Below are 24,067 nucleotides of genomic sequence, written 5' to 3'. Positions count from 1 at the left end.
TTGATCATTCGAACAAAGACTAATAACGGATTCCCAAGATGAGTGCAGTGCCTTATCTCAGTTTATCGATCTGGATCCCCATCCTGGGGGGTCTGCTCGTCCTTGCGACTGGCTCCGATCGCAATGCCCAGGTGGCACGCTTTATGGGGTTGCTCACGGCCTTGGCCGGTTTTGCGATCACGCTGCCATTGTATGTAGGGTTTGACGCAAGCAGTGCCCAGATGCAGTTCGTTGAGCAGCATGAGTGGATCACCTACTTCAACATCCAGTATGTGCTGGGGGTGGATGGCATCTCGATGCCTTTTGTGCTGCTCAATAGTTTCATCACCATCATCGTGGTGATTGCTGCGTGGGAGGTGGTGCAGACCAAGGTGGCGCAGTATCTGGCGGCCTTCCTCATCATGTCCGGCCTGATGAATGGGATCTTCTGCGCACTCGATGGGATGCTGTTCTATGTGTTCTTCGAGGCATCGCTGATTCCCCTGTACCTGGCAATTGGGATATGGGGCGGTCCGAACCGGGTGTATGCGGCCATCAAGTTCTTCCTCTATACCCTGCTGGGTTCGTTGTTGATGCTTTTAGCATTTATCTACCTGTTCCGCAGCTCTGGTAGTTTTGATATCACCGATTGGCGTGGCGTGGAACTCACGATGCGTGAGCAGACCTGGATATTCTGGGCGCTGTTGGCTTCGTTTGCCGTGAAAGTGCCAATGTGGCCAGTGCATACCTGGTTGCCGGATGCCCACGTGGAAGCGCCTACCGGTGGTTCCGTGGTGCTGGCTGCCATTGCCCTGAAGTTGGGGGCCTACGGGTTCCTGCGCTTCTCCCTGCCCATCGTGCCGGATGCCGCGCAAGAGATGGCGCCGTTCATGATCACCTTGTCGCTGATCGCTGTGGTGTACATCGGTTTTGTTGCGCTGGTGCAGGCCGACATGAAGAAGCTGGTGGCCTATTCCTCAATCTCCCACATGGGGTTCGTAACCCTGGGTTTTTTCATGTTCAACACCATTGGCATGGAAGGCGCCCTGGTGCAGATGATTTCCCACGGTTTTGTTTCGGCGGCCATGTTCCTGTGTATCGGCGTGCTGTATGACCGCATGCATAGCCGTCAGATTGCCGATTACGGTGGTGTGGTGCATTCCATGCCCAAGTTTGCTGTGTTCTTCATGCTCTTTGCCATGGCCAACTGCGGTCTGCCAGCTACCAGTGGTTTTGTGGGTGAATTCTGGGTCATCCTCGGGGCGGTGAAGTTCAATTTCTGGATCGGCTTTATTGCTGCCACCACCTTGATTCTGGGGGCTGCCTATTCGCTCTGGATGTATAAGCGGGTGGTGTTTGGCGAAATTGCCAATGACCACGTGCGTGTGCTTACCGATATCAATCGCCGCGAAGGGCTGTTCCTTGCCATTTTGGCAATCTGCGTGCTCGGCATGGGGGTTTATCCGGCAGTGGTGACTGAATTGATGCACGCTTCCGTGGCTGACTTGCTCCAGCATGTGGCTGCGGGCAAATTGTGATTCAAAGAACAAGGGCTTAACCGCACAGGCGTATGATGGACTTCCAGATCCCAAATTTTCTTCCCGCTTCGGCAGAGCTGTTCCAGGCTGGCGTGATTGTGGCGCTCTTGCTGGTGATTTCATTTTGCCGCCGTGCAACCGGGGCCGCAGTGGCATACTGGGTCTCGCTGGTGACGCTTCTGGCACTGGCTACCTATCACATTGCGACGATTGATGCGGTCGATTTCACCTTCGGCAAGATGTTCTTTGATGATCCAGTGGGCGACGTCATCAAATGCGCCGCTTGCCTGTGTGTCGCGCTGGCATTGATTTATGGTCGTCGCTACTTGCGTGATCGTGATCTGGATTCGCCGGAATATTATCTGATCATCATGTTGGCGACCCTGGGGATCTGTGTGCTGGTCTCCGCTGGTTCGTTGATTACCGTGTATCTGGGCCTGGAATTGTTGTCATTGTCTTCCTATGCCCTGGTTGCGGTGGATCGGGATTCTGTCCGTTCCACAGAAGCTGCAATGAAATACTTTGTCCTTGGGGCCTTGGCTTCTGGTCTGTTGCTCTACGGCATGTCCATGATCTATGGCGCCACGCAGACGCTGGATATTGTGGACATTGCCCGCGCCCTGAGTGCATCCAACCCCGGCCCGGAGATCAATCGCACGGTCCTGCTGTTTGGTTTGGTATTCCTGGTCGCAGGCTTGGCATTCAAGCTTGGCGTGGTGCCTTTCCACATGTGGATTCCAGACGTGTATGAAGGTGCTCCCACCGCAGTGACCCTGTTCATCGCTTCTGCCCCCAAGCTGGCTGCGTTTGCCATGGCCTACCGCCTACTGGTGATTGGGATGTGGGATTTGTCGGAGTATTGGCAGCGCATGCTCCTGATTGTAGGGGTCGCGTCTATCGTATTAGGGAACGTGACGGCCATCGCACAAACCAACCTCAAACGCATGCTGGCCTATTCCGGGATTTCCCATATGGGTTTCATGGTTCTAGGCCTTGTCTGTGGGCGTATGGCTGGGGTGCACAACTGGGGTGGTTACAACTACAACGCCTACAGCAGTTCGCTTTTCTATGCGCTGACTTACGCGGTGACGGCTCTGGCTACTTTTGGGGTGATCTTGCTGCTCTCTCGCCAAGGGTTTGAATCTGAACGAATCGAAGACTTCAAGGGGCTGAACAAGCGCAGCAGCTGGTGGGCCGGGATGATGGCCATCCTGATGTTCTCCATGGCCGGTATCCCGTTCTTTGTGGGTTTCTTTGCCAAGTTCTACATCCTGCATACCCTGATTTCTGCAGGATACCTCTGGGTAGCAGTGGTTGCAGTGTTGGCCTCTTTGGTCGGTGCTTTCTACTACCTGCGTGTGGTCAAGGTCATGTTCTTTGATGAGGCAACTGACTTGAGCCCCATCGGTGGTAGCACCTGTGTGAAGGGAATCCTGTCGTTCAATAGCCTGCTCATTGCGGCATTGGGCCTGTTCCCTGATGTATTGATGCACATTTGTGCCGTGTTGGTGGGGGCGTCTTTGTAGTGGATCTCCCATCGTAATCAATAAAAAAGCCAGCCGTTGCTGGCTTTTTTATTGGGTGCTGCTGTTATCCTCAAGCTTTTGCGGGGAGATTGGCTGTGAAGAAGGATCTGACCGAGACCTGTTTACAAAGCGAGCAAACCCATTCGGGTTATCTGCTCAAGGTCTTTCAAGATGATGTGCGTCTGCCCAATGGGCAGGAGGCCAAGCGCGAATACATTCGCCACGACGGCGCTTGCGTGGTGATTGCTGAGCTGCGCCCCGGGGTATTGGTGTTTGAACGTCAATACCGTTATCCGGTTGGGTGCGAGATGATTGAACTGCCCGCAGGCAAAATTGATCCAGGTGACACGCCGCTTGGCTGTGCCCAGCGGGAACTGCTCGAAGAAACGGGTTACCAGGCTGCGCACTGGGAACATCTGGGCATGATGCTGCCCTGTATCGGCTACTCCAGCGAGAAGATCGATATCTTCCTGGCGCGGAACCTGACCCCCGGTGAGCAAAAGCTGGATGAAGGTGAGTTTCTGGAAGTGTTTGAGATGAGTCTGGACGAGGCCGAACAAGCGGTACTCGATGGCCGGATCACGGATGCAAAAACGATAGTATGCCTGTTTTGGGCAAGGCGGGCACTGGGCTGAGCAAGCCCATTAGGGCGGAGTGGTGAAAATGCCGGCAGGGCAATTGCCCTGCTGTCTTGGTAGGTGTAGTGTCATTCTTAGAACACCACAAGAGGAGACTCCGCTATGCCTGTAGTTGAGAACATCCGTACCTTAGCGTTCTTGGGTCATGCCGGAGCAGGCAAAACGACCCTGGTTGAAAACCTGCTTGCGCTTGCAGGAGCCATCCCACAAGCAGGCAGTGTAGAAAAGGGCAGCACGGTGTGCGATTACGATGCCCTGGAAAAGGAACATCAGCACTCCGCCAAGTTGGCCGTCGCCCAGTTCTTGCAGGGTGAGGTCAAAATTCAGGTACTCGACACCCCAGGTTTTCCAGATTTTGCCGGGCAGGCCATGACTGCGTTGGATGCGGTGGAAACCATTGCCACTGTCATCAATCCTCAGAATGGTATTGAGATCAGTGCGTCGCGCGCCATGCTGTGGGCACAGACACGCAAGTTATGCCGAATGCTTGTAGTCAATCGCATTGATGCCGAGCGAATTGATCTGGCCGCCGTGGTGGAGGAGCTGCAATCAGCCTTTGGCCGGGAATGTCTGCCTATCAATCTACCTGCCGACGGTGCCAGCAGAGTGGTCGATTGCTTCTTTAATTTCGATGGCGGGGCGACGGATTTTTCGAGCATAGAAGAAGCACATCGCGCCATTGTCGAGCAGATTGTCGAGGTGGATGAAGCCTTGATGGATCGCTACCTCAATGGAGAGGAAATCGAACCTGATGCCTTGCATGACGCATTCGAACGCTCGCTGCGTGAAGGCCATCTGGTGCCGATCCTGTTTGTTTCCGCACGTACCGGAGTCGGGTTGCGTGAGCTGACCGACTTCATTACACGTCTTGCACCCAATCCGCTGGAAGGCAACCCCCCGCTGTTTGAAAAGTGGTTTTCCGGCAAGGCCGAAGAAGCCGAAGCATTCAATGCCACCCACAAGCCAGGCGATCATGTGATTGCCCATGTTTTCAAGCTCGAAGTTGACCCGTACATGGGCAAGATTGCTACCGCCCGTGTGCTTCAGGGTACGATCACACCAGATAGCATGCTCTACGTGGGTGAGGGGCGCAAACCCTTTCGGGTTGCGCACCTGTACGCCTTGCAAGGCAAGCAGTTGTTGCCGATCAATAGCGCTGGGCCAGGGGAAATCTGTGCGCTGACCAAGATTGAAGAACTTTGTTTTGACTCCGTTCTGCATGATGCGCCAGAAGACTCTGTCATACACTTCAAACCGCTTTCCTTACCTCATGCCGTGTATGGTTTGGCCGTGCGCGTCAAACGCCGGGGCGAAGAGCAGAAGCTGGTGGAAATCCTCCACCGCATGGCGATTGAAGACCCTGGCCTATTCGTAGAAAGTGATCCAACGACTCATGAAGTTGTCATTAGAGGGCAGGGCGAGCTGCATCTGGGACGCATCATGGAGCGTATGCGTGCGCAATACAAGCTGGAAGTCGACAGCCATCCACCCACCATTCCCTATCGTGAGACGATTTCCTCTGCAGCCGAAGGACACCATCGGCATAAAAAGCAGAGCGGTGGCGCGGGCCAGTTTGGCGAAGTCTTCCTACGTATTGCACCTTTGTCGCGTGGTAGCGGCTTCCGTTTCAAGGATGAGGTGAAGGGCGGTGCCATCCCCGGTGTATTCATTCCTGCTGTCGAGAAAGGCGTGCGTGAGGTGCTCACCGCCGGGGCGATTGCGGGTTTTCCGGTGCAGGACGTGGAAGTCACTGTCTATGATGGCAAGACTCATCCTGTAGATGGCAAGGAAATCGCTTTTGTCACCGCCGGGAAAAAGGCATTTCTCGAAGCCGTGAAAAATGCCCGGCCTATTGTGCTTGAACCGCTGGTCAATTTGGAAATCACCGTACCCGATTACACCATTGGTGACGTGTCTGGCGAGATTTCCTTGCGCCGGGGCCAAGTCACCAATACCGACACAGGCCGAAGCGGCATGGTCTCCATCAACGCCAAGGCGCCTTTGGCTGAATTGGGGGACTTCCAGAACAGGCTGAAATCCATCACTGGCGGGCAGGGGAGTTATACGCTCGAAATGGCTAGTTACGAGGCTGCCCCCCCCAATGTGCAGCAGCAGTTGATGGCTGCATATCGGCCAAAAGAAGAGGAATAATTCGAGCCAAAGCACAAACAGCCCTTGGCGCAAACCAAGGGCTGTTTTTTGTGTGGTGGTGGAGCCTTGCTGGGCACCCTCTATGCGGCTTTGCCAACTGACTGTCAGGTTCCAGAGGAGCCTGACAGTCAAAGCTATGCGCACGATATGATGTAGCTCACATCACTGCAACTCACAATGAACCAGCGGGTATCACCCGCAGGTTCCCACTGCGCCGCAGGCGGTGCAGAAATCGCAGCCATCCTTGCGGATCATGGTGTGGTTGCCGCATTCCGGGCAGGCAGAGCCTTGCATGAGCTTTTGTTCATCCTTTTCGCGCGGGGTTTCCAGGATGCCCATTTCGCGCATCGGGTAGCCTTCCTCGTTCAGTACGCCGAGCATGGCGTAGCGGTGGATGATCAGGCGGGCCATGTAGGCGACCGTGCTGGGCCAGTTTTGCTGGCGACGCGTGCCGGGCACGAAGGCCATGAAATCGCCCAGAGGTTCCGGGTAGTTCAGCAGCTTGCGCAACTTCATGCCGATCCAGGCCGGGTCGACCACGCGCATGTCCAGTGAGAGCAGACGGGAGAGTCCATCCAGTGCACGCGGATAGTTGCCCGAGAGCCACATGGAGTAGGGGCGAGTCATGCCATCCGGCATGGTGATTTCCTTCAGGCCCAGCACGAAGTCTTCGTTGGTGGCCGGGTTCTGGATGTCCACTGTCCAGGACAGGGTGCCATCCGCACCGGTCTTGGGTTCGGCCACACTGAACACGGCGTCCCGAACGGGGGTGTTGCCTTCCTGCTCGAAGGTGCCAAGAGATTCACAACGGTAACGCACGATCTGGGCGAATGCAGCCACAACACCGGGTACGCGCTTGTGTTCGCCATGCGGCGGGAAGGGCAGCTCGAAGGAGGATTCGCCCACGGTGTGGGCCAGCATATCCAGTTTGAGCTTGAGCCAGGCATGGTCGTTGGAACGCATGTCCATCGACAAGGTCTTGGCGACAGCGCCGAGGCCACGCGGCTGGTCTGCGCCGTTGACCCATACTTCAAAGGGCAGGCCGGGGCGGTGATTGGCCTTGTCTTCTTCTGCCTGACCAACAAAGATGGCGAAGCTGCCTTGCGGGCTGTTGAGCATGTAGGTCCAGGACAGATTGCCATTGGGCATGTCCGGGCGGCCCGGCCAACGCAGGCTGGTCAGCACAGGGGCGGGCAGATTGGGAATTGTGAGGCGTCGGTTGGCATCGCTCACCTGTACATCGTGCGGGGTCTTCTTGTCTTCTGGCGCCGGGGTGCTGGGGGTAACCGAGAGTACCGAGCCGAGCACGCTGTTGGGCCGATAGGTGGCCAGCCCCTTCAGGCCTGCTTTCCAGGCCGTCATGTAGAGGTCTTCAAAGTCCTCGTAGGGGTAGTCTTCCGGCACGTTGACGGTCTTGGAGATGGCAGTGTCGATACACGGGGCTACCGCTGCTACCATGTCCTTGTGAGCCTGGGCGGAAAGCTCCAGGGCGGTCACAAAGTAGGCGGGCAGTTTGTTGGTGTCCCCGCCCAGGTGCTTGTAGAGGCGCCATGCGTAGTCTTCGACCGCATATTCCTTGTGGGTACCGTCCACCATGCGCTTCTTGCGGGTGTAGGTCCAGGAGAAGGGCGGCTCAATCCCGTTGGAGGCGTTATCGGCGAAGGCCAGCGAGATGGTGCCGGTGGGCGCGATCGACAACAGGTGGGAGTTACGGATGCCGTGCTTGCGGATCTGCTCCTTGATCTCCAGGGGCAGGCGGGAGGCAAAGTTGCCACCCGACAGGTACAGATCAGCATTGAACAGCGGGAAGGGGCCGCGTTCCTTGGCTAGTTCCACCGATGCCAGATAGGCGGAATCGCGCATCACTTCGCTGATGTGCGTGGCCATGGCGCGGGCTTCCTTGGTGTCGTAGCGCAAACGCAGCATGATCAGTGTGTCACCCAGGCCGGTAAAGCCCAGACCCACGCGACGCTTGTTGGCGGCCTCCTGGGCCTGCTGTTGCAGCGGCCAAGCGGTGGCGTCCAGCACGTTATCCAGCATGCGGGTGGAGGTGGCGACTACTTTGCCGAAGGCCACGTCGTCGAACTTGGCCTTTTTGGTGAAGGGGTGCTTGACGAAGCGGGTCAGGTTGATCGAACCCAGGCAGCAGCAGCCATACGGTGGCAGGGGCTGTTCTGCGCAGGGGTTGGTGGCCTCAATGGTTTCGCAGTAATTGAGGTTGTTGTCCTTATTCATGCGATCCAGGAACAGGATGCCCGGTTCGGCATGATCGTAGGTGGAACGCATGACCTGGTCCCACAGATCACGGGCGCGCACCTTGCGATAGACCCACAGTCCATCCTCGCGCTGATAGGCGCCGCTGGTTTTGAGGTCGGCTGCTGGTTCGGCGCGATGCACCAGTTCGATGTCACTATCGGCTTCCACGGCCTTCATGAACAGGTCGCTCACCCCGACTGAGATGTTGAAGTTGGACAGATCGCCTTCGTCCTTGGCGTGGATGAAGGCTTCGATATCCGGGTGGTCGCAGCGCAGTACACCCATCTGCGCGCCACGGCGGGCACCAGCGGATTCCACGGTCTCGCAGCTGCGGTCGAACACGCGCATGTAGCTCACCGGGCCGGAGGCACGGCTTTGGGTGCCACGGACCTGTGCGCCGGAGGGGCGGATGCTGGAGAAGTCATAACCGACACCCCCGCCACGACGCATGGTTTCGGCAGCGTGGGAGAGTGCGGTGTAGATGCCAGGGCGGTCATCCACTTCTTCGGTAATCGAGTCGCCAACCGGCTGCACGAAGCAGTTGATCAGCGTGGCGGCCAGCGAGGTGCCTGCTGCAGAGTTGATGCGCCCGCCGGGGATGAAGCCAGCCTCCTGGGCTTCGGCAAAGCGAGCCTCCCAGTGTGCGCGGCGTTCTTCGGTTTCCTTGGCGGCCAAGGCGCGTGCCACGCGGCGGCGGACATCCGTTACCGAGGCTTCATTGCCCTTGGCGTATTTCTCCAACAGCACTTCGCCAGAAATTTCTTGGTCTCTCAGGGTCAAAACGGCCTCGTCGCGGATCGTGTCGTCCATTGATCGTACTCCCGTGTGTTACGTTTTTTTGGAAGGCTGCCCCTCGCAGGTCGCGGGGGCGGATATATCTCGAAGTGAAGCGAGGATACTACATCTAGTACCCCGCTTGTCAAACCTGACTACATACAGGCAATTTCCCCGAAAAGGGCTTGACATGGCTGAATCGCTTGCCTGGCAAGATCTGGCACGAAAATTCATCCGACAGACGTCACGATTTTTTGGGTGCGGCCAAAGGGGCATGCCTTAAATACCTGCAATTTTCTTGTGGGATTGCTTGCTTGGTGTGTGCACAAAAACTGCGTTGTGTGCGTAGAAAGTCAAGTCTATAAAACGGGCCGCTCGTCAAAGTGTTTGGACGCAGATAAACGGTTGCGATCTGACAAAAACCTGTAAGGGAATGAGGTTTTTGCACGTATGTGCCATTGCGCTCGCCTGTATGAACGTATCTGGCAAAAGCCCTGCAAAAATGCGCGCCTTGCTGCGGCCAGTTAAAGCATCTTATGGTAGATATATGCTATTGGTCTAAATTTTGAGTGGATCGGAGGCGCCTTACGTTCGTCGCAAATATCTGCGCATTTCTTGACCACTTGCGCATGGGGCGGCTACCTTCATGTGAAATATTTCATATTGCTGTAACGGGGATTCTATGAAAAACATGGCGGCGTCTGTGTTGTCTTTGTGTCTGCTTGTCGCTTGTGGTGGAGGGGGCAGCAGTGGTGCTGCCAGTGCATCCAGCTCAAGTGGCGGCAGTGCTTCATCGGGTGGTGTGGCTTTTACCGACAACTATCCGGCGGCAGGCAATTCTGCCGGGTTTTGCACGGTGCCCGGCGAGGCGGGGGCCGAAGATGTCTCCAGCCCGACCACCATCATTGGTAGCGGCACCCCTGCCAGTTGCACCGGGGATGCGGTGGTGCAGGCTGTTGCCAAAGGGGGCGTGATTACGTTCAACTGTGGTGCTGACCCGGTTACGATCACCCTGAATCAGCCTGCCAAGGTCTATAACAACACAACGGCCAAAGTGGTGATCGATGGGGGCGGCAAGGTTACGCTCAGTGGTGGTGGCAGTACGCGAATCCTGTATATGAACACGTGTGATTCCTCACTGGTGTGGACAACTTCGCACTGCGATAATCAGGACACCCCTCAACTGACGGTGCAAAACCTCACCTTTATGAACGCCAATTCCAAAGGCATGACGCCGGATGGCGGTGGGGCGATCTGGGCGCGTGGCGGGCGACTCAAGGTTGTCAACAGCCGTTTTTTCAACAATCAATGTGATGCAACTGGGCCTGATGTGGGCGGGGCCGCGATCCGGGCTTTTGACCAGTACCAGGGCAAGCCTTTGTACGTTGTGCATTCCACTTTTGGCGGCAGGGCAGATTTAGGGAATTCCTGTTCCAATGGTGGGGCCTTGAGCAGTATCGGCGTGTCATGCTCAGTGTACAACAGCCTGTTTTCCTACAACACCGCCGTGGGCAATGGTGCCAACCCGGCTCGCAATGGCACACCCGGTGGTGGTAGTGGTGGCGCGATCTATAACGATGGCAACACCTTTCAATTGAGCCTGTGCGGCAACCAGATCAACAACAATACGGCCAATGAAGGGGGCGGTGCGATCTTCTTTGTCAGCAATGATCTGAGCGGAACGCTATCGATCAGCAATTCGAAGCTGAACAGCAATCCGAGTAAGAGATTTGAGACTTCGGGTTATCCAGGTATTTTCTACCAAGGGTCAGGTTCCCCACAAATCAGTAATTCGACCTTGCAGTAGAATTATTTGATTGGCATGAGCCAGCCCGTCAGCGCGGCGATGACCAGATAGCGGGTGGTTTTCCCGAGCAGTACCAGGCTCAGGAAAGGCAGAAAACGCACGCGTAGCACACCCGCTACGAGTGTGAGCGGGTCGCCGATAATGGGTAGCCATGCAAGCAGCAGGCACCAGATGCCCCAGCGTTGGAATCTTTGCGTTGCTCGCTCAAGGGCGGCTGCCTTGATGGGAAACCAGCGCTTATGCTGAAAGCGGATCAGCCCCCGGCCCAACAGCCAGTTGACCACCGAGCCCAAGGTGTTGCCCAGGCTTGCCACCAGCAGCAAAAGCCAGACCGGATACTGGGCGCTGGCAAGCAATGCTGCCAGCAAGGCTTCAGAAGACGTGGGCAGCAGTGTTGCCGCAACAAACGCGGCAAAGAATAGGCTCAGACATGCCGAGAGAGTATTCATGAAGGCTCACCGATGGACGAGCCTGGGCATCTGCGCACGTCTCTCACCGCTTATGCTTTAGGTATGGCGCGCGCTTCGCGCATTTCGCGTTTGTTGATTTTGCCTACACTAGTCTTGAGCAGGGCCTTGACGAAATTGACCTGTAGCAACACGCCATGACGCGAAACGCCCGTTGTTTCGATTAGGTGGGCAGCAAAGTTGCGGATGGCATGCTCGGTGATTTTGCCTTCGAGTTCCGGCTTGAGTACGACCAGTGCCAACGGGCGTTCTCCCCATTTTTCATCGGGAATCCCGATTACCGCCACTTCATGCACGGCTTCGTGGCGGCTGACGAGATTTTCGATTTCCAGCGAGGATGTCCATTCTCCGGCGGTCTTGATCACATCCTTGATGCGGTCCGTGATCTTGATGTAGCCACGGGAATCGACATTGCCAATGTCCTGCGTATGCAGGTAGCCCCCGGCCCAAAGTTCTTCAGAGGCTTGTGGCGCACCCAGATAGCCTTGGGTCAGCCAGGGGCTACGCACCACCAATTCACCCGTGGCAAGGCCGTCGCGGGCGACGTTTCGCATCTGGGCGTCGACAATGCGCAGGTCCACCAGTGGCAAGGGCAGGCCGGTCTTGCAACGCAGGGTTGCCTGTTCCTCCAGGCCTGCTTCCAGATCACTGCTATGCAGATGCGCCAGGGTGAGCACCGGGCAGGTTTCAGATAAACCATAGCCAGTAAATACATCCACCCCACGTTTGAGCGCTGCCTGCGCCAATGCTTGTGACATGGCAGAGCCGCCGATCACGATTTTCCAACCTGAAAGATCGGTCTGTGTCGAATGCACATGGGTCAGCAGCATTTGCAGGATGGTGGGAACACAGTGCGAGAATGTGACCTTCTCTTCGCGGATGAGGCGCAGCAATGTTTCAGGCATATATTTACCGGGATAGACCTGTTTGAGGCCCATCATGGTGGCAATATACGGGAAGCCCCAGGCATGCACATGGAACATCGGGGTCACCGGCATATAGACGTCTTCCCTGTGCAAACGCCCATGCACAGGGGAACCCCCCATGGCTGCCGCCACTGAAAGGGTATGCATGACCAATTGCCGGTGGCTGAAGTACACGCCCTTGGGGCTACCCGTGGTACCAGTGGTGTAGAAAGTGGTGGCCTGGGCGTTTTCGTCAAAGTCCGGGAAGTCGTAATCGCTGCCCGCCTGGGCGAGCATGGATTCATATTCGGCAGAAAAACTGACGGGTGTTGCCTCGACGGGGCCATCATCGTTGATCAGCACAAAGGTACGCACGGTTTCCAGGCGCGTGGCAATCGCAGCCAAAATCGGCAGGAATTCGCGGTTGACCAGCAAGACTTCGGCTTGGGCATGGTTGAGCGTGTAGAGAATCTGCTCGCTGGACAGGCGCACATTCACAGTCTGCAGGATCGCGCCCATCATAGGTACGGCGAAGAAGCATTCAAGATAGCGGTGGCTGTCCCAGTCCATCATCGCCACGGTGTGCCCCGCCTCTACGCCCAGATTGCCCAAGGCACTTGCCAGTTGGCCGATACGCCGCCGTAGATCCGCGTAAGTGTAGCGAATCTTGCCTTGGTAGGTGATTTCCTGTTCTGCTGCAAAGGCCAGTGGCGTGTGCAGCAGTTGCTTGATCAGCAAGGGATAGGCATAGGCGGAAGGCGTAGATTGGACGAGCTTGACGGGCATGAAGTTTGTCTCATTGTTTTGGTGTGATGGTTATGCCCGCCATTTTACCCATGAGTAGGGGATTGGCGGTTTTCCTGAGATCAACGGGGTAGAAATGTTACGATCTGCGGTGGGTGAGGTGGTGCTCGCAGAACCATGTGGTGGGCGCAAAGAGTCATCAGCGCATTGTAGGACCCTGGGCCCTTTGTACTTTGCTGCGTGTGTGGCAAGTGCCTTGTTATGACTGGAGCAATGGTTGTCGCAGCAGGTCATGTACCTGCTGCGTCATGACGCCCAGGTAAGCTAGTAGGCCGATATAGAGTGCTGCATATTCGAGGCGCTTGTTCAAGGGGATGTTGTAATACTGTTGATCTTCTTCACGGTTCTTGATCGCCCGCATGACTTGTGGGGCCGCCAGCAGTACGATGAGGATCAGCACGGGGCTTGGCCGCCACAGGAACAACCCGATCATGACAGGCACGCCTACAAACCAGATGCGACGTGAGATGGCGGCTGTGACATAACCCCCATCGAAAGGTGGTGAGGGGATCAGGTTGAACAGATTCAGAAAGAAGCCCGAGTAGGAAATCGCCAGCAGCAATTGGCTCCCCTCGTTGCGAGCCCAGAAATAGCAGAGCACGGTTGCAAGGGTACCTGCCAGCGGTCCCATGATACCGACATAAGCCTCGGTCTCTGCATTGTGGGGGTGGCTGCCTAGTTGTATCCAGGCTCCCACGAACGGGATGAAGGTGGGCAATCCAACCGCCAGCCCGCGTTGACGGGCGGCGATGTAGTGGCCCATTTCATGACAGAACATGAGGAACACAAAACCTGCTGCATAGCGCCAGCCGTAAATCCAGGCATAGGCTACGACGGAGAGCAGCATGGTGCCGCCCGTGGTCAGAAGCTTTCCGAATTTGGCACCACTCAAAAGCAGCAAAAGGAGTTTGATCATGACTGTTTCGTATCGAATTCGTTTGGTTTTTTACGGCTGAAAAGTTTGTGCGCTCCGGCTCCCATGCCAACGAGTGCAACCAGCATCAGCTTACCACCCTTGGCAACAAGTACGCCAAGCATGGCGAACAGGCTGGGTCTCTTGGCGGTGATACTGCCGACAAAAGTCGTTCCGTCGGGAAATTTGACCAGAAATCAGGTGCTTGCCGTATGGTGGCGGGGGCTGAACATCTCCATCGGGGTCATGCCAAAGTTGCGACGGAAGGCCGCAATGAAGGCCGAAGGGGAGGCGTAGCCGGAATCCAGGGCAACGTGGGTGACGCGCTCGCCACGCTCAAGGGCCGCCAGCGCCAGAAGCAGGCGTAGCCGTTGGCGCCAGTCCCCAAAGCTCAGGCCTGTTTGCTGTTTGAACAGCCGCGCCAGGGATCGCTCGCTCAAGCCGGCCTCCTTGCCCCAGGCTACCATGTCCCGGGTGTCGTCTGGCGTGGCCTGTAAGGCGGCGCAGATGCGCGTCAGCCGGGGATCGGTGGGCATTGGCAGGTTGAACGCAACTTCTGGGAGTTGCAGCAGTTGGTCGACCAGTACACCAATCAGGCGCCCCGCCGCAGCTTGTTCATTATAATCAGGCGGGAGTAAGCAGGTTGCCACGATGAGTTCGCGTGCCAGCGGAGTAATACTGACAACCCGGCAGCGTGATGGCGCGGTCTGCATGAGTGTGGAATCGATGTAGAGACTGCGCATTTCTGTGGGGGCGGTATTGGTGGCCTTGTGCTCTGTGCCGGGGGGAATCCAGATGGCCCGTTGAGGTGGGGCCATGAAGCTGCCGGTGGCGGTTTCCAGCTCCAGCACGCCGCTCAGGGCGTAGGTGAGTTGCCACCAATCGTGCCGGTGCCACGGCGTCAGCGTGCCAGGGTGAAGCAATTCTGCGCGGGCTACCACGGGGCGAGGCAGGCTCCGGTATTCTGGTAGGGAACGGATAACGGATGGTTGTCTGTTTTGCTGCATGATCTGGCTTTTTGGCGTTAGACGGTAGTCTGGGTTTGGATATAGCTTAGGTCAAGTGCAATAGAGTGAATGAACCATGCAAGATTTACTGAAACGCTTGGCCAAGGACTGGTTTCTGGGCGGGATGATCCTGTCTGTGATTGCAGCGTCTTTTTTCCCTGATGTGGGGCGCAGCGGTGGGCTGATCCATGCGGATAGCTTGAGTGATGCAGGGATTTTTCTGGTGTTTTTCCTGCATGGGGTGGCGCTGAGTACCGAGAGCCTGCGCGCGGGCTTCTTGAACTGGCGACTGCATTGCGTTGTGCAGGTCTTTACCTTCGGGGTATTCCCCCTGCTGTGGTGGGGCTTGAATCTGCTGGTGGGGCATTGGTTGTCGCCTGATCTGATGGCAGGCTTTTTCTATCTGTGTGCCTTGCCTTCCACCATCTCTTCTTCCGTGGCAATGACGGCTGCTGCCGGAGGGAATGTGCCAGCGGCGGTGTTTAATGCCACCTTGTCATCCCTGTTGGGCATTTTCATCACCCCCATGCTGGTCAGCTTTCAGTTTGGCGCCTCAGGTGGCAGCCTGCCAGTTGGTGAGGCGATGCTCAAGATTGCGATCATGCTCTTGCTCCCCTTTGTGCTGGGGCAGGTGATCCGCCCGGTCTGGGGCAAGTGGTTTGCCACATACAAGCGCTACACCAATGTGTTTGACCGCTGTGTGATCCTGCTGCTGGTGTTTTCCTCGTTCAGCGATTCGGTAGCGGGTGGCCTGTGGGTGAAGCACGGTTTGCTGATGCTGGCCGAAGTGGCGATGGGGGCTGCACTATTCCTGCTCGTGGTGTTGCAGTTGACGCGCTTGACCGCACGGGCATTCGGTTTTTCGCATGAAGATGAAATTACGGCGGTCTTTTGTGGGTCAAAAAAGACCTTGGCCTCTGGTGTGCCCATGGCCAAGTTGCTCTTTGGCGCCAGCCCCACGCTCGGGGTGATCGTGTTGCCGATCATGCTGTATCACCAGATCCAACTCTTTGTCTGCGCCATGTTGGCGCGCCGCTATGTGGCGGCTGCGGCAAAGGTGTGAGCAACGCTGGTGACGCCTGGATTTTTCAGGATTTGGGTTTGCGCAGGTAGGCGTCGTCATCAAAGGATGCGACCCAGCCGGGCAGCCAGATCACCATCAGGGCGATGGCAGCCCCGGTGAGCCAGGCCTCGGAGAACCCCATCAGCAGGTAGTAGGGCAGGTAGTTGTCCAGTAACCAATCCAGGGGTTGTGTGCCGAATCCTGCCAACAATGTGGTAGCAAGCACCCCAACTGCAATTACCCCCAAGGCGGCTGCCAGGCAGGCGTTGATGAATAGATACACGAAGTAGTTGGCGGGCAGATGCCGTCGCGCCAAGCTTTGTACAGCCGTGGTGATCAGGGCGGGCAGCAGGGCGCCCAGCAGAAGATTCAAGGGCAGTGCCGTCCAGGCCATGTGGGGGCCTGTGGCGTAAGCCAGCGTAGCGCCAAGGATGAGACACAGACTGCCGAGCGGGAGGCCATAGGTCAGCGTGACCAGGGTGGCGCCCAGAAGGTGCAGATCCAGCCCTGTTCCCAACTGCCCGTGCAGGCGCCAGAGCAGGCAGACGACCAGTACGCCACCTGCCCAGCGGTGCCAGAGCGGAGTGAGCAGCAATTCTCGCCATGCTATCCGCAACGAGGCCCAGCCCAGCCACAGGATGACAGGCAGGCCAGCGAGCAGTAACAGGTCAGCAGGGAAGGTGGATGCATCGAAATTCATGATGCGCCAATTCTGCCCCTATCCTGCGTTGAAAGGAATGGCTGTTTACGTGGCGAAAACCACTTTAAAAATGATGTTTTAGATTGATTATGACAAAGGAATGTGATTGGTGCAATGGGGCATCATGTTCACGAACCAGCGCTGACCAAGCGCAGACAAGTAATTTCCGATGGGGCTCCCAGGCGTTTGGGTGGTCCCCAGTAACCCGTACCCCGGCTGACATAGACCCATAGGTTCTGCAATCTGTGCAGTCCGGCGATAAAGGGTTGCTGCAGCGGTACGAACAGGTTCCAGGGCAGGAATTGCCCACCGTGGGTGTGGCCAGATAGCTGCAGATCGAAGCCTGCCGCAGCGGCAGCAGTTGCCGAGCGTGGCTGATGCGCCAGCAAAAGCTTGGCGCCAGCATCGGCAGGAGCCCCAGCCATGGCGGCGTGCGGGTCGCTGCGGTGACTGGAGTCGAATTGATGCGCTGTGTAGTCGGTTACCCCCGCCACGACAACTTTTTGGCCATCGTGATCCAGCAGCACGTGTTCATTGATCAGCACACGCAGCCCCAGGCGACGGATTTCCTCGATCCATGCAGGCGCGTTGGCGTAATACTCGTGGTTACCTGTGACAAAGAACGTGCCGTGTCGCGCCCGCAACAGGGCGAGCGGCGCGGTATGTTCGGTCAGTTCTGCCACGCTGCCATCGACCAGATCCCCCGTGATGGCCACCATATCCGCCCCGAGTGTATTGACACGTTCAACAATACGCATGAGGTAATCCCGCTTGATGGTGGGGCCGACATGGATATCACTGATCTGGGCGATCTTGAAACCCTCCAGCGCAGCAGGCAAGCCTTTGAGTGGAACCTCTACGTCTACCACCTGGGCCAAGCGCCGTGCATTGAGCATCCCCAGCAGGGTGGCGAGCACGGCCAGGAGGGGGACGGCGATTGCTGTATCGGTGAGCAAGCCGACCGAGTGGTAATCCAGCCAGTCGGCCACCAGCAAGGCCATGTCCCGTATAAAGGTGAGCACCAGCAAGGATGAAAACAGCCCCATGGTGCTCATGCCCAGCCAGGCCAGCGCGTCTGCAAGCGGGTGATCTTCAAACAGGCGGGTCAGCATCCCTGCAGGAATCAGCAAACAGGACATGATCAGCCCACCCCAGGCCAACATGCTTGCCCCGTGCGGCAAGCCAAGATCCGCCACCACGTGCATACCGATGTAAGCATGCAGGAGTGCCAGTACAGACAGTACGCACAGCAGCAGAATTGTGATGCGGATTGAACGAACCATCGGGCAAGTGCTTGTTGTTAACCTGGTGAGTCCTAGGTGGGTGCAAGCTGAACCGTTTCAAGAGCGCATTTGGAACAACATGGCAGGGATGAAGATGTTTGGCTGTAATTGCCAATCGATCAATCACATAGCGGTTTTTTACGATTCTCAAAATGCCCTGTCGTTTGCGCCGGAATCTATGCCTTTTGTCGGAGAAACTGAGGCCCATACCTACTTAATGCCGAGTCCTTGTCAAATTGTGTTTGGGAATAAAGTTACAAGTCTTTACAATTGTGCCCGGGGAATGGTTGGCTATCTGCATGCATGCAGTGGTTTGACCAGTCATTAATCAAGAACTAAGAAAGTGCTAGAAATGATTCTTCTGAATTCGTTTCAACAGCAGGGTGTATTGCGCCAAATTGTTGTGCGTACAGCCCTGGGGTTGAGTGTATTGGCATTGGTGTCTGCCTGTGGTGGTGGAGGCGGCGGTGGCGGCGGCACATCCAGCTCAAGCGCTGGTACTACCAGTAGTGGTGGGCAGACACAACAGGCACCTTCTGCGCCTGCAATTACCGTCGGGCAAAGCGCTCCGGCGGCGGGGGACTCGGTCGCGTTCTCCGCAACCAGTACCGATCCGGCTGGATTGTCGCTGACCTACAACTGGTCTTTTGGCGACAACACGGCTACGGTGACCGGGCAGAGCGTGAATCACACCTTTACCAATGCTGGTACGTATACCGTTACTGCTACAGCAAGCAATACGGCAAGCCTTTCTGCAAGCAGCACAAAATCTGTGACTGTGGTTGCCAAGGAAGTGCTGAGCACGCCTACGATTTCGGCATCGCTATCTACCGCCAACGTCGGACAGACAGTTACTTTCACTGGTTCGGCAACAGATTCGACAAATGCTGCCTTGACCTATGCCTGGAATTTTGGCGATAACACGACTGGCAGCGGTACAAGTGTGTCGCATAGCTATTCTGCCGTGGGCAACTATACGGTCACACTGACTGTGAACAGCACCACAGGCCTGACCAAGACCAGCACTGCCACAGTCGGTGTCGTGGCCGCTACAGCCAACGCGCTGACCGTTGATTGCACAGGAACAAACTGCGGGGCAACCAGCCCAACGCAGTATAGCGGTAGCGGTACAGGGGTCTGGCGTTACAACAACACTGCGGCTTCCAATGCCAGCGTCAATATTAACATTGCCGGGGTTTCGGCTGGCAAACAGGTGACCTTGCTGTTTTCCAACGGCAACAACGCTGCAACGACTGTGCCTGCCATGGGCACTGCCGCCAATGTTGCGATGACTGCTCAACCGGCTAACGCCAATCTCCTGCGTACTCTGTCTCTTGAACAGAACCGCGAGCAAGGGCATGCACTGGTCATGCAGCGGAACAAGGAAGTTGTTGATCTGCTCAAGAGCAAGTCTATTGCAACAGCCAATGCCAATATGGCAATTCGCAGTCTTCCCAAGGCTGTAATGCCTACTCCGTCTCTGGGCACAAGTCGTTCGTGGATGGATACCATGGACAGTTCGAGTTCTCCGGTGTCTTACGCAACGACGGCTGTGGCTACCTGCAGCTTGCCCTCGGGGCGTAATGTGGTCTTCTGGCGCGATCCGAATGCTGCTTCCATGGTTACGGACGCAAACATCAGCGATATGGTCAGCATGTTCTGTGGTGCCTCAACCAGTGGCCTTGCACGTATGAATGCCTTGGTGGGGGATGTTTGGGGAAGTACTGCCACATCAACTAATTCTGCTGATTTGATTCAGGATGGTGCAAATCTGCAAGACGTTAATGTCGTTCTAATTAACAAGACAGGAACCTTGAATTGGTGCGGGTACTTCTCAAACGCAAACAACGTATTGCAGAGTTCTTGGACGAGATGGGGTTATTCAACCAAGTCCAACGAGGCCCTGGTGTTTTTCATTGATGCCAACTGCTATAGGGTTAGCGGCGCCAAATACACCAAGTCTTCCTTGTTGCATGAAGCCATGCACATGACCAACTTCTATCAGCGTCTGGTTTTACGTGGTACAGACCATGATACCTGGCTGGAAGAAACAACAGCAATGATGGCCGAAGACATCATTACACAGGCGGTGGTGAGTGGGTACAATCCGACTCAAACTGCTCGTGCCCCTAACTACATGCAATCTGGTGGCGGGGTGAGCTATGTGAACTGGGGGACTCTGACCAATAACTCCTATGCGTTGGGTGGGTCTTTTGGTGGCTTCCTCAATCGTCGGTATGGCCTGTCGATCTTCAAGCAATTGGTGACGACCTGCCAGGATGGCGTTACAGGCAAGACCAGTTATGATTGTTTGGATGGGCTGATCAAGTCCAACAATGGTGTAGGTTTTGCCGACGAGTACGCACGTTATGGTGCCACCATCTTCTCTGCGTTGGGTACAAGCGATTTCGTGGGCGGTGGCTATGGTTTCCCTGCCAAGATTGATGGTGGTTACACCTTGGCCGCGGTGGATTTGAGTGGTTATGCATATGTGATTCCGGCGACAGCAACCAGCGTGGGAAGCTCGTTCAGCGCAACGACCCATACCTATCAGAAGGATACGGTGGCGAGCGGCAAGACGACCTATGCCCGTACCGGCGTGGTAGTGCCTGCTAATACTATCCTGACCGTGATCATCAAGTAAGCCGTAGCAAGTCAGCTCCAAAAGGCCATCTTCGCATTTGCGGGATGGCCTTTTTTCGATTGTATGGTTGCGCGTATAGTTGATGTTTTTGTAGCGGAAGGTTTGTGATGGCGCAGGGGCTTGAGTATCTGGCGGGGTATCCGTTGAGTTTGCAAGAACAGGTTCAGGAACTGATCGCCAGCAAGAAACTTGGGCCCATGCTGCACAAGCGTTATCCGCATGCGCATGCAGTGCGTAACGAACGGGCATTGTATGACTATGTGCTAGAGTTCAAAAGCCAGTTCTTGCGCGGTGCGGCCCCCATCTCCAAAGTGTGTTACGACAACACGATCCATATCGTTCGCAACGCTTTGGGTACGCATACTACGATATCGCGGGTGCAGGGCAACCGGCTCAAGGCCAAGCGGGAAATTCGGGTGGCGAGCTTGTTTCGTGATATGCCTGAGGAATTTCTGCGCATGATCGTGGTGCACGAATTGGCGCATCTGAAGGAGCGTGATCATGACAAAGCCTTCTATCAGCTCTGCTGCCATATGGAATCCGATTACCATCAGTTGGAGTTTGATTTACGTGCCTACCTGTGTTGGTTGGATGCCACGGGTCTGGCCTTATGGGCTTAGCGGGTGCGAGAGATCTTTATGATATTGCATGAGGTTCAGAAAGAAGTAGTGAATTCAGCCATGTTCATCTCGCTGATATTGAGCTAATCTGCTTTCTAGAAATCCCGATTGGTGTTCAATTTATGTCGGGTGTTCAGGCAAAAGGCTTCTTTTCGTGTGAGGTTCTTTGTGCCTGAGTGATCACTACGATCAACAGACTCGCGCATGCGGGTGAAAATCACGCCTCAAGGAGAAGGAATGGATAACAAACGTCTTGATGCAGTTGTAGCGCAAGCCCGGCGTGACGCATTGGCGCGGGAAGGGGATTACCGGGCGCGGGCGCTCAAGTTGTATCCGTGGGTGTGTACGCGTTGCGCTCGTGAATTCACCCACGCCAATCTACAGCAGCTTACCGTGCATCACCGGGATCATAACCACGATAACAACCCGCCTGATGGGAGTAATTGGGAATTGTTGTGTATCTATTGCCACGAAAACGAGCATGCCCGTTATCTGGACTCCCAGGCGGGCGGCGGGCAAGAGGCCAGCACAGAGGCAGCCAGCTTCAAGGCGTTTGCCAATCTTAAGGATTTGCTCGGCAAATAAGGGCCGCCCCCATCTGTCACAGGGCTGGCGCTTTGTTAGTGGCAATCCGCCGCGTACTGGTGTTTGGTGTGCGGGGCTCTACCAGGCTGCGTCAGTGGTGCAAATGAAAAAGTCAGCCTTATAGGGCCGATCCTGGAGATTGCAGCCGTAATCGACGATCCAGTCCTGCTCGTGGATTTCGTCCAGGAAGCGTTGTTTGTAGGGGGTTGCGACATCTGCCAGGGCGAATACCTCAACCGCTTTGGTTTCGTTGTCATCCAGCACATAGCTGTACCGCAACATCCCGCCCGGCAATTTGGTGAGTTCTTCGTGCGCCATCACATCCTCCAAGAACAAGTGTTGTCCTAAGTCAAGTGTGCAGCGAAAACCATGCTAAGACAAGAGTTATTTTGATGGATAAATTAGTTTTATTGATGGGCTGGTCGTGTGGCGAATGTGGAGAGGTGTCCGTCAATCAGGGTTGGGGCTAAACGCTTTGAACACATTGCACGCACGCTGGAGGCCCCGCATTGATCTCACACATCAACTTAATATTTGATACAAAGCGCGACGCCCGCTAGCAGGAATAGCGGGTGTCTGTGGGTAGCCCGGACGTCTGCGAGTGTTACAACAAACAGGGTGTTCAGCACACCGGAGAGGCCGCAGTAAAAATTCAACGCTGGCATAAATCACCAAAGGCATGTGTCGACTGCGGTGCAGCCAAGCAGTGCGGCCCCTGGTATCCGCAGCCGTCCTCAAATTTGAGCAATAAAAACGCCGCTTTCAAGCGGCGTTTTTGTGATGATGATACTGATTGGGTGTTACATGACTGCGCCGACTTGCCAGGGCAGAAATTCGTCGTTGCCGTATCCCAGCTCTTCGCTACGCACCTTTTCGCCTGAGGCGTGGCGGAGGATGGCGTCGAAGATGCGTTGGCTGATTTCCGGCATGGGGGTGCCGGTGATCAGATCGCCACAGTTGACGTCCATATCATCGCGCATGCGTTCAAACAAAGCGTTGTTGGTCGCAAGCTTGATGGTGGGCACACCCGCACAGCCAAAGGCTGAACCACGGCCGGTGGTAAAGCAGATCAATTGTGCGCCGCCGGCTGCCTGGCCTGTTGCCGAGACGGGGTCATATCCCGGGGTGTCCATGTAGACAAAGCCTTTGGCATCAATTGATTCGGCATAGAGGTAGACGCCGTTGAGCGTAGTGGTGCCGCCTTTGGCAACTGCGCCAAGCGATTTTTCCAGGATGGTCGTCAAGCCCCCCGCCTTATTGCCAACAGAGGGATTATTGTCCATTTCTCCGCCAGTGCGGGCGGTGTAGTCCTTCCACCACTTGATGCGGCCGATCAGCTTTTCGGCAATTTCTGTATTGGCTGCACGGCGTGTCAGCAGGTGTTCAGCGCCGTAAATTTCCGGAGTTTCCGACAGGATTGCGGTGGCGCCATGTGCCACCAGCATATCGACAGCCCCCCCGAGCGCCGGGTTGGCAGTGATGCCGGAATAGCCATCCGAGCCGCCGCAATTCAGGCCCACAATCAGGTTGCTGATGGAGGCTTCTTCACGCTTGTAGCTGTTGGCACGCGGAAGCATGGCTTCAACTTCCTGAATGCCTTTCTGGATCGCTGCGCGGGTGCCGCCTTCTGTCTGCATGATGACATGGCGGAGCATGCCTTCTTCATGTGCGCCGACTTTTTCGATCAATGGCAACACCTGATTCTGTTCGCAGCCCAGGCCAACGAACAGGACGCCAGCGAAGTTCGGATGCTTGGCATAGCCGATCATGGTGCGGCGCAGGATGTCCATGCCTTCACCAACCACATTCAGGCCGCAGCCGAGTGGGTGGGGTAGGGCAATCACGCCATCCACATTGGGGAAGGCAGCCAGACGTTCTTTGCTAAAGTGGTTGGCAATGGCACGTGTGACGGTGGCAGAGCAGTTTACCGACGCAATGACGGCGATATAGTTGCGTGTGCCGACCTTGCCATTGGGGCGCTTGTAGCCTTTGAAGGTTGCGGGCTTGGCAACCTTGGGTGTTTCATGCACACCTTGGCCGATGCCATAATCACGTTCGAATTCGCCCATCCCCAGGTTATGGGCGTGCACATGGCGGCCTGCGCCGATATCGGCTTTAGCAAAGCCGATGATCTGGTTATAGCGGCGCACGGCTTCACCCGCCTTGATGTCATGGGCAGCAAGTTTGTGGCCGGGGGGGATCAGCTCACGGATGGTGAGCGATTCGGTTTCGATTGTTGCACCTGGCATCAGTTGCTCGGTGGCGATCAATACATCGTCATTGGCGTGCAACCGGATCACGGAAGATTGAGACATGTTTTCTGCTCCGCTGGGGCTCGCATTCCCGTACCAGGGTGAGCCACAAACCAAAAGGAAAATCCAAATAGGGCAGGCGATCTGCGTTTGGC

The 24,067-nt window shown here is 56.0% G+C and carries 18 protein-coding genes; 9 read left to right on the top strand and 9 right to left on the bottom strand.

Annotated elements, in window-relative coordinates:
- Positions 1 to 38 precede the first annotated feature (38 nt).
- The 4 genes from B145_RS0106055 (at position 39) to fusA (ending at position 5,832) form a co-directional block, all read left to right on the top strand.
- The gene (locus B145_RS0106055) at positions 39 to 1,517 is read left to right on the top strand and encodes an NADH-quinone oxidoreductase subunit M (protein WP_018605911.1); all 1,479 of its coding nucleotides are present in this window, start codon (positions 39 to 41) and stop codon (positions 1,515 to 1,517) included.
- Positions 1,518 to 1,552: 35 nt separating this feature from the next.
- Positions 1,553 to 3,043 carry an NADH-quinone oxidoreductase subunit NuoN gene (gene nuoN, locus B145_RS0106050; protein WP_026258873.1) on the top strand — a complete coding sequence of 497 codons (1,491 nt, stop codon included), beginning with the start codon at positions 1,553 to 1,555 and terminating at the stop codon, positions 3,041 to 3,043.
- Positions 3,044 to 3,138: 95 nt separating this feature from the next.
- A complete protein-coding gene (locus tag B145_RS0106045) occupies positions 3,139 to 3,678 on the top strand; it encodes an NUDIX domain-containing protein (protein ID WP_018605909.1) in 540 nt (179 codons plus the stop codon).
- 105 nt (positions 3,679 to 3,783) lie between these two features.
- Positions 3,784 to 5,832, top strand: a complete 2,049-nt coding sequence (fusA, locus tag B145_RS0106040) for an elongation factor G (protein ID WP_018605908.1) — start codon at positions 3,784 to 3,786, stop codon at positions 5,830 to 5,832.
- Between the two features lie 192 nt (positions 5,833 to 6,024).
- Here the strand turns inward: fusA and B145_RS0106035 are convergent, their stop codons facing one another.
- A complete protein-coding gene (locus B145_RS0106035; RefSeq protein ID WP_018605907.1) occupies positions 6,025 to 8,898 on the bottom strand; it encodes an adenosylcobalamin-dependent ribonucleoside-diphosphate reductase in 2,874 nt (957 codons plus the stop codon).
- A gap of 646 nt (positions 8,899 to 9,544) precedes the next feature.
- On the opposite strand from B145_RS0106035, the gene B145_RS0106030 reads away from it, so the two are divergent.
- Positions 9,545 to 10,669 carry a hypothetical protein gene (locus B145_RS0106030; RefSeq protein WP_169558540.1) on the top strand — a complete coding sequence of 375 codons (1,125 nt, stop codon included), beginning with the start codon at positions 9,545 to 9,547 and terminating at the stop codon, positions 10,667 to 10,669.
- 2 nt (positions 10,670 to 10,671) lie between these two features.
- Here the strand turns inward: B145_RS0106030 and B145_RS0106025 are convergent, their stop codons facing one another.
- The 4 genes from B145_RS0106025 to B145_RS0106005 form a co-directional block, all read right to left on the bottom strand.
- Positions 10,672 to 11,118, bottom strand: a complete 447-nt coding sequence (locus B145_RS0106025) for a YqaA family protein (protein ID WP_018605905.1) — start codon at positions 11,116 to 11,118, stop codon at positions 10,672 to 10,674.
- Positions 11,119 to 11,168: 50 nt separating this feature from the next.
- Positions 11,169 to 12,827: a fatty acid--CoA ligase gene (locus B145_RS0106020; protein WP_018605904.1), complete on the bottom strand. Its 1,659-nt coding sequence runs from the start codon at positions 12,825 to 12,827 to the stop codon at positions 11,169 to 11,171.
- A 217-nt stretch (positions 12,828 to 13,044) separates the two neighbouring features.
- On the bottom strand, positions 13,045 to 13,761 hold the full coding sequence (locus B145_RS0106015; protein WP_018605903.1) for a site-2 protease family protein: 717 nt from the start codon (positions 13,759 to 13,761) through the stop codon (positions 13,045 to 13,047).
- A gap of 194 nt (positions 13,762 to 13,955) precedes the next feature.
- Positions 13,956 to 14,765 carry an AraC family transcriptional regulator gene (locus B145_RS0106005; protein WP_026258872.1) on the bottom strand — a complete coding sequence of 270 codons (810 nt, stop codon included), beginning with the start codon at positions 14,763 to 14,765 and terminating at the stop codon, positions 13,956 to 13,958.
- A gap of 76 nt (positions 14,766 to 14,841) precedes the next feature.
- Between B145_RS0106005 and B145_RS0106000 the strand changes: the two genes are divergently transcribed.
- Entirely contained in the window at positions 14,842 to 15,828 is a 987-nt protein-coding gene (locus tag B145_RS0106000; RefSeq protein ID WP_018605897.1) for a bile acid:sodium symporter family protein, read from the top strand.
- Between the two features lie 25 nt (positions 15,829 to 15,853).
- Here B145_RS0106000 and B145_RS0105995 read toward each other — a convergent pair whose 3' ends face one another.
- Positions 15,854 to 16,528, bottom strand: coding sequence for an energy-coupling factor ABC transporter permease (locus B145_RS0105995; RefSeq protein ID WP_018605896.1), 675 nt, complete (start codon positions 16,526 to 16,528; stop codon positions 15,854 to 15,856).
- A 128-nt stretch (positions 16,529 to 16,656) separates the two neighbouring features.
- A complete protein-coding gene (locus tag B145_RS0105990; RefSeq protein ID WP_018605894.1) occupies positions 16,657 to 17,811 on the bottom strand; it encodes a metallophosphoesterase in 1,155 nt (384 codons plus the stop codon).
- Positions 17,812 to 18,163: 352 nt separating this feature from the next.
- Here B145_RS0105990 and B145_RS0105985 point away from each other — a divergent pair, with 352 nt between their 5' ends.
- The 3 genes from B145_RS0105985 (at position 18,164) to B145_RS0105975 (ending at position 21,660) form a co-directional block, all read left to right on the top strand.
- Entirely contained in the window at positions 18,164 to 20,455 is a 2,292-nt protein-coding gene (locus tag B145_RS0105985) for a M30 family zinc metallopeptidase (RefSeq protein WP_018605891.1), read from the top strand.
- Positions 20,456 to 20,562: 107 nt separating this feature from the next.
- On the top strand, positions 20,563 to 21,075 hold the full coding sequence (locus B145_RS0105980) for a M48 metallopeptidase family protein (protein ID WP_018605888.1): 513 nt from the start codon (positions 20,563 to 20,565) through the stop codon (positions 21,073 to 21,075).
- 237 nt (positions 21,076 to 21,312) lie between these two features.
- Positions 21,313 to 21,660 (top strand): YajD family HNH nuclease, encoded by a 348-nt coding sequence (locus tag B145_RS0105975; protein WP_018605887.1) that lies wholly within the window; start codon positions 21,313 to 21,315, stop codon positions 21,658 to 21,660.
- A 78-nt stretch (positions 21,661 to 21,738) separates the two neighbouring features.
- Here the strand turns inward: B145_RS0105975 and B145_RS0105970 are convergent, their stop codons facing one another.
- Together B145_RS0105970 and B145_RS0105965 are read right to left on the bottom strand one after the other, a co-directional pair.
- The gene (locus tag B145_RS0105970) at positions 21,739 to 21,978 is read right to left on the bottom strand and encodes a hypothetical protein (protein WP_018605885.1); all 240 of its coding nucleotides are present in this window, start codon (positions 21,976 to 21,978) and stop codon (positions 21,739 to 21,741) included.
- A 482-nt stretch (positions 21,979 to 22,460) separates the two neighbouring features.
- Entirely contained in the window at positions 22,461 to 23,975 is a 1,515-nt protein-coding gene (locus tag B145_RS0105965; RefSeq protein ID WP_018605884.1) for a UxaA family hydrolase, read from the bottom strand.
- Between the last annotated feature and the right edge of the window lie 92 nt (positions 23,976 to 24,067).

Source organism: Uliginosibacterium gangwonense DSM 18521 (assembly GCF_000373965.1).
Taxonomy (GTDB): Bacteria; Pseudomonadota; Gammaproteobacteria; order Burkholderiales; family Rhodocyclaceae; genus Uliginosibacterium; species Uliginosibacterium gangwonense.
The sequence above is the reverse complement of the archived record's forward strand: the minus strand, read 5'-3'. Positions and strand labels throughout refer to the sequence as shown.